Consider the following 11,463-nt stretch of genomic DNA (forward strand, 5'->3'; position numbering starts at 1 on the left):
GGTTCAGTCCTCCATCACGCCTTTGCGTCCCATCAGACCGCGCGGACGCGTCAGCAGGACGATGATGGCGACAAGGTAGATGATGACCTGGTTGATGCCCGGAATGGTCGTGGTGGCCCAGGTTGTCGATGCGAAGCTTTCCAGAATGCCCAGCAGGAAACCCGCCAGGACCGCGCCTGGCAGGCTGCCCATGCCGCCGACGACCACGACGACGAAGCTGAGCACGAGAAAATCCATGCCCATGTGATAGTTGGGCGAATTGATCGGGGCGTACATCACCCCCGCAAGTCCTGCCACCGCGGCGGCGATGCCGAACATGATGGTAAAGCGGCGGTCGATGTTGATACCCAGCAGGCCCACTGTCTCGCGGTCGGCCATGCCGGCGCGCACCACCATCCCGAAGGTGGTGAATTGCAGGAAGGAAAACACACCGCCGATGATCAGCGCGGCAAAGGCGAAATAGATCAGCCGCCAGGACGGATAGATGATTGCGTTGGGATCGAAGCCAAGGGCGACGCCCAGGTCGACGCTGCCTGCAAAGGCTGGCGGCGCCGGGGTGGGGATCGGATTGGCGCCGTAGAAATACTTGATGATTTCCTGCAGCACGATGGCCAGGCCGTAGGTCACCAGGATCTGGTCGGCGTGCGGACGACGATAGAAATACTTGATCAGCCCGCGTTCCACCGCGACCCCGATGGCAAGCATGACCGGAATCGAGAACAGGATCGCCAGCGGCACCGACCAGTTGATGATCGCCTCGCCGATTTCGGGGCCGAACCATTTTTCGACATAGGGCGCCTGGACCTTCAGCGGATTGCCCATGAAATCGGTCTTGGTCTCGTCGATGACCACGTAGCTCAGGCTCAGCAGCTTTTGCAGTGTGACGGCGCAGAACGCGCCGATCATGAACAGTGCCCCGTGGGCGAAGTTCACCACGCCGAGCGTGCCAAAGATCAGCGTCAGCCCCAGCGCGATCAGCGCATAGGCCGAGCCCTTGTCGAGCCCGTTGAGAATTTGCAGGATAATTGCGTCCATTTGCCCCACCCGTGGGTTAGAAGAATACGGATCGATCTGGCAGTGTCGGGAACCGGCAGCCCGGCCGCGCGGGGCGCGGCCGGGCCGGGTTCTTCAGCGCGTTCAGGCGCCGTCGTTGCACTCACCCAGGGAGGCAGCGTCGCCGCCGAACATCGGGTGGTTCGGGGGATACATGACCTGCTCCCGCGGAGTGACCTCGACGATTTCCAGCGTGTCGTATTGCGAGGTCGGGTTCTGGGCCCCGCGCACCACCAGCACGTCCTTGAAGCACTGGTGATCTTCGGCACGATAGAGGGTCGGACCGTTGCCCAGGCCGTCGAACTCGAACCCTTCCAGCGCTTCGCCAACGGCGCAGGGGTTGAAGCTGCCGGCACGTTCAACGGCGTCGGCATACAGCAGAACCTGCGAATAGCAGGTCTGGGCCGAGTTCGAAGGAGGCTTGCCGTACTTTTCACCGAACGACTTGACGAACGCCTTGGAGCCCTCGTTGTCGAGCTGCCAGTTGTAGTTCATCGAGCCGAGCACACCCTTGATGTTCTCGCCGGCGCCTGCGGCCATCAGTTCCGAATAGAGCGGAACGACGATCTTGAAGTCCTTGCCGTTCACCTGCTTGTCCAGCAGGCCGAACTGAACCGCGTTGGTCAGAGAGTTGACCATGTTGCCGCCGTAGTGGTTCAGAACCAGCACGTCGGCGCCCGAGTTCAGGACCGGCGCAATGTAGGACGAGAAGTCGGTCGAGGCGAGTGGGGTCTTGACGGTGTTGACCGTTTCCCACCCGATGGCCTCGGTCGAGGCGACGATCGATTCTTCCTGCGTCCAGCCCCAGGTGTAGTCGGCAGTCAGGTGATAGGCGCGGCGATCCTTACCCATCTCCTTGGCCAGCACCGGCGCCAGCGCGGCGCCCGACATGTAGGCGTTGAAGAAGTGGCGGAAGCCGTTGGCCTTGCGGTCCTTGCCGGTGGTGTCGTTGGAATGCGAGAGGCCGACCATGAACATGATGCCCGCCTCATGGCAGAGGCCCTGAACCGCAACGGCGACGCCCGAGGACGAACCACCGTTGATCATGATGGCGCCGTCCTTTTCGATCATCGACTTGGCCGATGCACGCGCCGCGTCCGACTTGGTCTGGGTGTCGCCGGTCACAAAGGTGACCTTCTTGCCCAGGATGCCGTTGCCTCGCAGCGCCTTGGAGCTGAAGGTGTTCAGGCAGCCGCCGTCGCCTTCGCCGTTCAGGTGCTCGACGGCCAGCTTTTGCGCCAGCAACTCGTCGTTGCCTTCGTCGGCGTAGGGGCCGGTCTGCGGTACGTTGAAGCCGAGCGTGACGGTGCCGCCAGTCGGATCGTTGATAAAGGCAGACGCGGACTGCGCGGTAAAGATCGTCGGCAGCGCGAGGCCGGAGCCGGCCACGGCGCCGGTCTTTAGCAGACCGCGACGCGTAAGATTCGATTTGGACATTGATATCCTCCCGTTAAAGAAACGTTCCGGGGTCGCTCCTCCGCACTCCGGAAACACATGTATGTGCAAAGCAATTATCGCAGCGCACAAGAAAATTTCGCAACAATGAGCTTTGCCGAAACGTTTTTTTTGTAAAAAATTGGACGCAGACCGTCGCTATTTTGTAAATTTTTTTGTATCGGAGGGGGGAACCCCCGCGATTCAATCGGAAATCGGCGATGGCCCAGACCCTGATGATCGGCAGCCGCATCCGCGAACGCCGCGTGATGAACGGCCTCAAGCAGTCCGAGCTGGCGCGCCGCGCCGGCATCTCGGCTTCGTACCTGAACCTGATCGAACACAACCGGCGCAGAATCGGCGGCAGCACCCTGATCCGCCTGGCCGAGATCCTGGGCGTGCCGCCCGCCTTGCTGAGCGAAGGCGCCGAGGCGACGCTGATCGCGGCATTGCGCGAGGCCGCCGCGCGGGCAGAGGCCTATGGGCACGGCGGCGCCGAGGCCGACCGCGCCGAGGAATTCGCCGCCCGCTTTCCCGGCTGGGCGGCGCTGTTGGCCGAGTTGGGCCGCCAGTGTGTCGGGCTGGGGGATACGGTAAAGGCGCTGACCGACCGCCTGGCGCATGATCCCCATCTGGCCGCTTCGCTGCACGAGGTGATCTCGACCGTGACGGCAATCCGTTCGACCGCGTCGATCCTCGCCGACACGCAGGCGCTTGAACCCGAATGGCAGAACCGGTTTCACCGCAACCTGGACGAAGACAGCCGGCGGCTGGCGACCGGGGCCGAGGCGCTGGTGCGTTATCTTGAGGCCGCGCCCGACGCCCGCAACGACATCAAGTCGCCGCAGGACGAATTGCACGCCTTTCTGGAAGATTACGGTTTTCACTTTTCCGAACTCGAGGGCATTGGCGGGGCGGGGCGCATCGAGGCGCTGATCGCCGGTTCGAAGCGGTTGGAAACCGACGCCGCCCGCAGCCTGACCCGCGACCTGTTGTCACGTTACGTGCTCGACGCACGACGCCTGCCGCTGGAGGAAATGACCGAGGCGATATCAAGGCACGGCCTCGAACCTGACGCGATCACCGACGCGACCGGTGCTGACACGGCCATGGTCTTTCGCCGTCTGGCGATGCTGCCGGAATCGGTGGCCGGGCCGGTGGGGCTGGTGGTGTGTGACGGATCGGGCACGCTGATGCTGCGCAAACCGGCACTGGGGTTCGTCATGCCGCGCGCCGCCGGGGCCTGTGCGCTGTGGCCGTTATATCAACTGCTGGCCCAGCCCGGCACGCCCCTGCGTGTGCGGCTGCGGCAGGGCGACGCGCGGGTATTGGCGTTGACGGTCAGCGACATTGTCGTGCCGGCGCGGTTCGACCGCCCGGCGGTGGCGCGTCCGCACATGTTGCTGCTGCCCGACCCCGGGCGCGAGGCCGCGGGCCCCGCCCGGGAGGTCGGCATGACCTGCCGTCTGTGCCCGTTGAACGATTGCGATGCCCGGCGCGAGCCGTCGATTCTCGGCGGCAGCTTTTGACAGGCCACGCGTCTTTGACAATAGTGAGTTGTGCTCGTTCGCGGCGCAATCGGAGGGGAGACCGATGGAATGGGAAAAACCGTGGTCCTTATCGAGGACGAGCGAAACATAATCGAGGCGATTGGTTTCATCCTCAGTCGTGACGGCTGGGATGTGAAAACCCATTCCAACGGCCGCGACGCGGTCGAGGCGGTGCGCGCGCGCCGGCCCGATCTGGTCATCCTCGACGTCATGCTGCCCGACCGGAACGGCTTTGACATCCTCAAGGACATTCGGGCCGATGCCGAACTGGGCGACATCCCGGTGCTGATGCTGACTGCCCGCGGCCAGGACAAGGACCGCGAGATGGCCGAGCGCGCCGGCGCCAGCCTCTACATGACCAAGCCGTTTTCCAACGCCGAGGTCCTGGCCGCGGTGCGTAATCTGGTGGCGTCGTGAGTGCCCCGCGCGAACCCATCTTCGTGCAGCGGCGCACCTATCGGCGCCGCCGTCTGGCTGACGGCGCGCGTCTGCTGCCATTGTTGGGGGCGGTGCTGTTCATGGTGCCGCTGTTGTGGCACGCGGGCGGTGAAACCCCGGCGGGCGGAGTGGAGACGTTGCGCGATGGCAACCGGACCGCCTGGGTGATGACCTACCTGTTTCTTGTCTGGTTGGGGCTGGCGATCCTGTCAGGGGTGCTGTCGCGCTATCTGAGCTCCGATACCGAAGAGGGCGGCGGCGCCGGAGGGGGCTGATGGTCGCGCTCAACCTTCTTGTTGTTGTCTGCCTGCTTTATGTGGCGTTCCTGTTCGCCGTGGCATTCGGCGCTGATCGGGCGGCGCGGCGCGGGCGCGGCGCATGGCTGCGTTCGCCCATCGTCTATACGCTGTCGCTGTCGATCTACTGCACCGCCTGGACATTCTATGGCGCGGTCGGTTTCGCCGCGCGGTCGGGACTGGAATATGTGACCATCTATCTCGGTCCGACGCTGGTGATGATCGGCTGGTGGTGGACCCTGCGCAAGATGGTCCGGGTCGGGCGCAGTCAGCGCATTACCTCCATCGCCGACCTGATTTCGTCGCGCTACGGGAAATCGAACATACTGGCGGTGATCGTCACCCTGGTCGCGGTGATCGGGCTGACACCCTATATCGCGCTGCAACTGCAATCGGTCACAGTGTCGTTCGCCACCTTTGCTGCGGCGGATCAGGCCACCGACGCCTATCCCGGCCAGCAATATACCGCCTTTGTGGTGGCGGCGGGCCTGGCCGTATTCACCATCCTTTTCGGCACCCGCAACCTGGATGCCAACGAACGCCATCATGGCGTGGTCATGGCGATTGCGTTCGAGGCGGTAGTCAAGCTGTTCGCGCTGCTGGCGGTGGGGGTGTTCGTGGTCTGGGGTATTTCTGGCGGGGTCGAACAGACGCTGGCGCGGATCGACGCCTCGCCAATCTCCCGCTGGGAGGTGCCGGGCAGCCGCTGGGTCGGGCTGACGCTCTTGTCGGCGGCGGCTTTCATTTGCCTGCCGCGGATGTTTCAGGTGATGGTGGTTGAAAATGAGAATGAGGACCATCTGCGCCTCGCCGCCTGGGCGTTTCCTACCTACATGATGTTGATGAGCCTCTTCGTGGTGCCGATCGCCGTCGTCGGGCTGGAGATGCTGCCGGCGGGGTCGAACCCTGACCAGTTCGTCCTGACCCTGCCGCTGGCCGAGGGGCAGCGCGGGCTGGCGATCCTGTCGTTCCTGGGCGGGTTCAGTTCGGCCACCTCGATGGTGATCGTGGCCGCGATCGCGCTCTCGACCATGGTCTCGAATCATATCGTGATGCCGATCTGGCTGTGGTTCACCGGCGGTAGCGTGATGGTCTCGGGCGATGTGCGCCACGTGGCGCTGCTGGCGCGGCGGCTGGCGATCGCGTTCATCCTGTTTCTGGGGTACGCCTATTTCCGGCTGTCGGGCGGGGGCGAGGCGCTGGCGGCGATCGGCCTGATCTCGTTCGTCGGCGCGGCGCAGTTTCTGCCGGCGCTGATGGGCGGGCTGATCTGGCGCGGGGCGACGCGGGCGGGCGCGCTGGTGGGGCTCAGCGTGGGGTTTGTGCTGTGGCTTTACTGCCTCTTTCTGCCCAGCTTCGGGCCCAGCGCCCTGTTGCCGCAGGCATTGCTGGAAAACGGGCCCCTGGGCATCGGTTGGTTGCGGCCGCAGGCGCTGTTCGGTGCCGAGGGCATGGACCCGGTGATCCATGCCGTGCTGTGGAGCCTGCTGCTGAATGCCGGGAGTTTCATCCTGGTGTCGCTGCTGACCCTGCCCGAGCCGCTGGAACGGCTGCAAGGCGCGCAGTTCGTCGATGTGTTCCAGCATTCGGCGACGCCTGGCAGCTGGTCGGGGGGGCTGGCGCAGTCCGAGGATCTGTTGATCATGGCGCAGCGGATCATGGGCGGGGCCGAGGCGCAGACGCTTTTTTCCGAAGAGGCGCACCGCCAGGGACTTGCCGGCTATCTGCCCGAACCCACCACCGAATTCCTGCAATTGCTCGAACGCGCGCTTGCGGGCTCGGTGGGGGCGGCGACGGCGCATGCGATGATCAGCCAGATCGTCGGCCGCGCCACCGTATCGGTCGAGGACCTGATGGCGGTGGCCGACGAGGCGGCGCAGATCATGGAATACTCCAGCCGGCTGGAGGCCAAGACCGAGGAACAGGCCCGCACCGCGCGCCAGCTGCGCGAGGCCAATGAAAAGCTGACCCAGCTGTCGCTGCAAAAGGACGCGTTCCTCAGCCAGATCAGCCACGAGCTGCGCACGCCGATGGCCTCGATCCGGGCGTTTTCGGACATCCTGCGCGAAAGCGACGGGCTGGATGACGAGGTGCGCAGCAGATACGCCTCGATCATCCTGGAAGAGGCGATCCGCCTGACGCGGCTGCTGGACGATCTGCTGGATGTCAGCGTGCTGGAAAACGGACAGGTCGCGCTGAGCACCCAGTCAGGCACCCTGGCGGGCGTGCTGAACCGCTCGATTGCGGCGGCGGACGGGTCTGGCCTGCTGGATATCCGCCGTGACCGCGAGGCGGAAAAGGTGGTGCTGAACACCGATTTCGACCGGCTGGCGCAGGTCTTTATCAACCTCATCGCCAATGCTGCCAAGTACTGCGATGCCGAGATCCCGAGGCTGAGCATCATGTCCCAGGTCGAGGGCACCCGGCTGACCGTGGATTTCATCGACAACGGGTCAGGCATCCCGACCGACCAGCACGCGGTGATCTTTGAAAAGTTTTCGCGCATCGGCCAGACCAGAGCCGACGGGGCCGGGCTGGGGCTGGCCATCTGCCGCGAAATCATGGCCCGTCTGGGTGGCGAAATCACCTATCTGCCCGGGCAGGACGGCGCCGCCTTTCGCGTGACGCTGCCGATCAATCAGGACACCGTCGGCCGTGCCGCGCAATAACGGCGTCGGTAAAGGGGTTGGTAACCACGGCCCGCTAGGCTGAGCCCCGGCAGGCCACGGGGCCATCCAGTTTTGGGGCCATCCAGTTTCGGCGGAAAGAAATGTCCGATCAGGAAAGCAGCACCGTCATCCATCGCAAGGCGCGGCAGGGCCGGGCCGATTTCGACGCGCGCGCGATGTCGCCCGCCCGCGCCCTGCGGCTGGCGGTCGAGGCGACAGGCGACCGGCTGTTCGGTCTGGCGCTGACCGTCCGCGCGGTCGAACAGCGCTGCCTTGCCGCCGCCGTACTTGGCGCAGAGGCCGAAACCGCCGGTCTGATCGTGCTGCTGGACGGGCCGGACGGGGCGCGGGGCGCGGCGCTGTTCGACCCGCCGCTGGTGCAGGCCCTGATCGAGGCGCAGACCACTGGCCGCGTCCGCCCTGCGCCGCCGCCCGACCGCGCATTCACAGCCACCGATGCGGCGATGACCGCCCCTTTGATAGACGCGGTGATGCATCGTTTCGCCGATCTTCTGACCGGGGACGCCATTGGGGCAGAGGGCGATGCCTGGACCAGGCCTGATGATCGGTCGGGCCTCTTTCGCTTTGGCGACCGGGTGGCGGATGCCCGCGCGCTGATGCTGGCGGTGGGGGAGGGCGATCTCGACCTGTTCCGCCTGACCATCGATATCGGTGGCGGGGTGTCAGCCGGGACGCTGGCGCTGATGCTGCCGCCACGCGCGGGCCTGCCGCCCGATCCCGGCGGCGACGACGAGGCAGGCGATGCCTTTGACCTGGCCGGCGTGGCGCTGGGCGCGCCGGTCACGCTCGATGCGGTTCTGGCGCGGGTGACGATGCCGCTATCGGATGTCTGTGCGCTCGAACCCGGTTCGATCCTGCCGGTCAGCGCCGCCGTCATCGGCCGGGTCGAACTGGTCGCCACCGGCGGTCACGTCGCGGCGCGGGCACGGCTGGGGCAGATGGACGGGTTTCGGGCGTTGCGGCTGACAGGCTCTTCGCTGGCGGCGGGGCAGGGCACACCAAGCCCCGCGGATGAACCCGGTGCGCCGGCCCCGGCACCACAGCCCGAGACGGATGCGCCCGCCCCCGCCAGCAAAGAGCCCGGCTCAATCCCCAAGGTGGCCGACGTCACCGGCGCGCCAAGGATGGCGGAGGCGTGATCAGAGCCGGTTCACCGGCACCTTCAGGAACACGCCGCCATCGTCATCCGCCGGCGGCATCCGGCCGGCGCGCATGTTCACCTGCAGCGACGGGATGATCAGGCGCGGCATCTCCAGCGTCGCGTCGCGCTCGTCCCGCATCCGCACGAAGCTGTCCTCGTCACGCCCGGCGCCGACATGCACGTTCTTCGCCTTTTCCTCGGCCACGGTGGTTTCCCAGGCGTAGTCGTCACGCCCCGGCGCCTTGTAGTCGTGGCCCACGAAGATGCGTGTTTCGTCGGGCAGGGTCAGGATTTTCTGGATAGAGGCATAAAGCATCTTTGACGAACCGCCCGGAAAATCGCAGCGCGCGGTCCCGAAATCGGGCATGAACAGCGTATCGCCGACAAAGGCCGCATCGCCGATCACATAGGTCAGGCAGGCCGGGGTATGGCCCGGCGTGTGTAGCACTTCGCCGCGCAGCTGGCCGATATGGAAACTGTCGCCCTCGGCGAAGAGCCGGTCAAATTGCGAGCCGTCGCGCTGAAACTCTGTCCCCTCGTTAAAGACCTTGCCGAAGGTGTCCTGCACCAGGCGGATCTTTTCGCCGATGCCGATGCGCCCGCCCAGTCGTTCCTGCAGATAGGGCGCGGCGGACAGGTGGTCGGCATGCACATGGGTTTCCAGCAGCCAGACCACGTCCAGCCCGGCTTCGCGGACATGGGCGATGATCCGGTCGGCCGAGTCGGTGCCGGTTCGCCCCGAGGCATAGTCGAAGTCCAGGACCGAATCGATAATGGCGCAGGCGCTGCCAGCGGGGTCACGCACGACATAAGAGATGGTGTTGGTGCCCTCGTCGAAGAAGGCCGTGACATCAGGTTTCATCGGCTGCACCTTTTGGAGTCGTAATATATGGTTTTTGGCATATCATTCAATCAATGGGTTGATGTTGATCAAGGACGCTCACCCGCCGATGTGAGATTCTTACATCGTCAAAGGAGGAAACAGATGCGCGATTTCGCCGTATATCGCAGGGCGCTGCTTACCCGGCTCAAGGAACTGGACAGCCGCCTGCACCAGATCGAGGCCGAACTGGACGAGCCGCATTCCAAGGATTGGGAAGAGTTGGCCGTCGAGCGCGAAGACGAAGAGGTGCTGGAACGGCTCGGTGAAAGCAGCGCGGCCGAAGTCGCCCGCATCCGCGCCGCCCTGAAGCGCCTGCGCGAGGGAACCTATGGCGTATGCGCGCGCTGTGGCGAAGAAATTTCCGAGGCGCGTCTTGTGACCTTGCCCGATACACCGCTCTGCCGCGATTGTGCGGCGGGGGTCTGACAGCAACCTTGCGTGAACACGATCAGGGAGACAAACCATGACCATGCTCGAACGCGACCTGCAGAACCTGCACGAACGTATTCTTCAGGCAACACCCGACGCGCGGCTGAGCCTGCAGCCTGAACTTGCCGAAATGATCGCGCAGATGGATCTGGCCGGTGAACATGTGCCGGCGGCAATCCGCGACTTGTGCGAGGAACTGACCTGCGCCGCCATCGAGGCGCAGTTCGACAACCTGCCGATCTGATCGCGGCCGCTTACCCCAGGGCGATGCCCAGCACCACCAGCATCAGCCCGATTACCGACAGGAACAGCGCGCCGGTATTGAGCGGCACCACCTTTTGCACCGCCGCGCGCAGTTCTTCGTCGCTCAGCCCCGCCCGGCGGGCCTTCCAAACCTGAACGATGCACCAGACGAGCCCCGCAAGGCCGACCAGCGAAATGCCGGCACCCAGCCAGATCAGAATCTCCATCTGCACACCCCCTGTCCATGTGATCCCTGCCGCCTAGCGCAGCCCGCCTTCGGGCGCAAGCACGGGCTTGCGGGCGCCCGGCCCGGGTTGTAGGGAACGCGTTCCCGGCCAGTGAAGAGGTAGCCATGACCGACACGTCGACCGATGCCAGCTATCGTGTGACCGCAGAGGAACAGCGCCAGTTCATCGAACGTTTCAAGCACCTCGAAGCCGAGAAAAAGAACATCGCCGACCTGCAGCAAAGAGATGATGGCCGACGCCAGGTCGCGCGGCTATACATCACCACCACCGAATTGTTGTGTGAGTGAGTAGACAAAGACTTATCAGGAAACACTGTCATATAGGGTGTTTTCTTGGGAAAATTTCCACCCTGAGAATGCAAGTGAGGGAAACATGGCAGACAGCGAAGAAGCGACCGGCTCCTACAAGGTAGCAGCAAATGAACTGCGTCAGTTCATTGAGCGTATCGAGCGACTTGAGGCTGAGAAGAAAGACATCTCTGAGCAGAGCAAGGAGGTATTCGCGGAACTTAAGGGACGTGGATATGATGTTAAGGCTGTGCGCACCCTGGTAAGGCTCAGAAAGCGCGACAAGGACGATATCGCCGAAGAAGAGGCGGTATTGGAAATGTACAAGGAAGCCTTGGGTATGTGATGCCGATGCGAGTGGGGGCTTTGCCCCCGCCGCCAACTGGGTGCGGTCACATCATCAAAGGGTGACGTCCCCGGACGTTGTGTAGCTTTCGGTGGCCATCGGGTTTCTCGGTAGGGTCGGGTTGTGAACACCAACCTGAACTGAGGACTACACCCGATGACCAAACAGATGATGGACCTGCGCGCGCTCGTGGAAAAGAGCGCTGATGCCGACCTGCTCCGCGAGATGATCGGTTTCGCCGCCGAACGGCTGATGGAGCTGGAGGTCGGCGCCAAGACGGGCGCTGACTAGATTGAGCAACCTGGGGACTGGAAATTCACTGACGCCATGCTCATGCATCCTGGCATTCCCACTTGATGTAGGGCTTGGTTTCAGCGGCCCATTTGTCGTTGATCTCGACCAGCACAGCACTGACGAGGCGCAGG

13 protein-coding genes and 1 pseudogene are annotated in these 11,463 nt (G+C 64.1%); 10 read left to right on the forward strand and 4 right to left on the reverse strand.

Going from position 1 to position 11,463, the window contains the following annotated elements:
- Nucleotides 1-3: 3 nt before the first annotated feature.
- Nucleotides 4-1,035, reverse strand: a complete 1,032-nt coding sequence (locus tag DL899_RS03785; RefSeq protein ID WP_111732529.1) for a branched-chain amino acid ABC transporter permease — start codon at nucleotides 1,033-1,035, stop codon at nucleotides 4-6.
- 102 nt (nucleotides 1,036-1,137) lie between these two features.
- Nucleotides 1,138-2,490, reverse strand: coding sequence for a substrate-binding protein (locus DL899_RS03790; RefSeq protein ID WP_111732531.1), 1,353 nt, complete (start codon nucleotides 2,488-2,490; stop codon nucleotides 1,138-1,140).
- A gap of 218 nt (nucleotides 2,491-2,708) precedes the next feature.
- Between DL899_RS03790 and DL899_RS03795 the strand changes: the two genes are divergently transcribed.
- From DL899_RS03795 to DL899_RS03815, 5 genes are all read left to right on the forward strand, one after another.
- Nucleotides 2,709-4,016 (forward strand): helix-turn-helix domain-containing protein, encoded by a 1,308-nt coding sequence (locus tag DL899_RS03795; RefSeq protein WP_111732533.1) that lies wholly within the window; start codon nucleotides 2,709-2,711, stop codon nucleotides 4,014-4,016.
- 69 nt (nucleotides 4,017-4,085) lie between these two features.
- On the forward strand, nucleotides 4,086-4,454 hold the full coding sequence (locus tag DL899_RS03800) for a response regulator transcription factor (protein ID WP_111732535.1): 369 nt from the start codon (nucleotides 4,086-4,088) through the stop codon (nucleotides 4,452-4,454).
- Nucleotides 4,451-4,750, forward strand: coding sequence for a hypothetical protein (locus DL899_RS03805; protein WP_111732537.1), 300 nt, complete (start codon nucleotides 4,451-4,453; stop codon nucleotides 4,748-4,750). The genes DL899_RS03800 and DL899_RS03805 overlap by 4 nt, the downstream gene beginning before the upstream one ends.
- Nucleotides 4,750-7,440 carry an ATP-binding protein gene (locus tag DL899_RS03810; protein WP_111732538.1) on the forward strand — a complete coding sequence of 897 codons (2,691 nt, stop codon included), beginning with the start codon at nucleotides 4,750-4,752 and terminating at the stop codon, nucleotides 7,438-7,440. Before DL899_RS03805 ends, DL899_RS03810 begins: the two co-directional genes overlap by 1 nt.
- 101 nt (nucleotides 7,441-7,541) lie before the next feature.
- Nucleotides 7,542-8,600 (forward strand): flagellar motor switch protein FliM, encoded by a 1,059-nt coding sequence (locus tag DL899_RS03815; protein ID WP_111732540.1) that lies wholly within the window; start codon nucleotides 7,542-7,544, stop codon nucleotides 8,598-8,600.
- On the opposite strand, the gene DL899_RS03820 is transcribed toward DL899_RS03815, so the two are convergent.
- Nucleotides 8,601-9,464, reverse strand: coding sequence for an MBL fold metallo-hydrolase (locus tag DL899_RS03820; protein ID WP_111732542.1), 864 nt, complete (start codon nucleotides 9,462-9,464; stop codon nucleotides 8,601-8,603).
- A gap of 123 nt (nucleotides 9,465-9,587) precedes the next feature.
- Between DL899_RS03820 and DL899_RS03825 the strand changes: the two genes are divergently transcribed.
- Nucleotides 9,588-9,911 (forward strand): TraR/DksA family transcriptional regulator, encoded by a 324-nt coding sequence (locus DL899_RS03825; RefSeq protein ID WP_111732544.1) that lies wholly within the window; start codon nucleotides 9,588-9,590, stop codon nucleotides 9,909-9,911.
- Nucleotides 9,912-9,948: 37 nt separating this feature from the next.
- The gene (locus DL899_RS03830; RefSeq protein WP_111732546.1) at nucleotides 9,949-10,158 is read left to right on the forward strand and encodes a hypothetical protein; all 210 of its coding nucleotides are present in this window, start codon (nucleotides 9,949-9,951) and stop codon (nucleotides 10,156-10,158) included.
- Nucleotides 10,159-10,168: 10 nt separating this feature from the next.
- Here the strand turns inward: DL899_RS03830 and DL899_RS03835 are convergent, their stop codons facing one another.
- Complete coding sequence (locus DL899_RS03835; RefSeq protein WP_111732548.1) at nucleotides 10,169-10,384, reverse strand: hypothetical protein; 216 nt, start codon at nucleotides 10,382-10,384, stop codon at nucleotides 10,169-10,171.
- A gap of 125 nt (nucleotides 10,385-10,509) precedes the next feature.
- Between DL899_RS03835 and DL899_RS19315 the strand changes: the two genes are divergently transcribed.
- The 3 genes and pseudogenes from DL899_RS19315 to DL899_RS03845 all read left to right on the forward strand — a co-directional run.
- Complete coding sequence (locus tag DL899_RS19315) at nucleotides 10,510-10,692, forward strand: hypothetical protein (RefSeq protein ID WP_204355239.1); 183 nt, start codon at nucleotides 10,510-10,512, stop codon at nucleotides 10,690-10,692.
- A gap of 85 nt (nucleotides 10,693-10,777) precedes the next feature.
- On the forward strand, nucleotides 10,778-11,038 hold the full coding sequence (locus tag DL899_RS03840; protein ID WP_111732550.1) for a DUF2312 domain-containing protein: 261 nt from the start codon (nucleotides 10,778-10,780) through the stop codon (nucleotides 11,036-11,038).
- Nucleotides 11,039-11,194: 156 nt separating this feature from the next.
- Nucleotides 11,195-11,326: pseudogene (locus DL899_RS03845) on the forward strand (IS256 family transposase); the annotation flags it as partial.
- Between the last annotated feature and the right edge of the window lie 137 nt (nucleotides 11,327-11,463).

This window comes from Roseovarius amoyensis, from assembly GCF_003260265.1.
In the GTDB taxonomy this organism is placed as follows: domain Bacteria; phylum Pseudomonadota; class Alphaproteobacteria; order Rhodobacterales; family Rhodobacteraceae; genus Roseovarius; species Roseovarius amoyensis.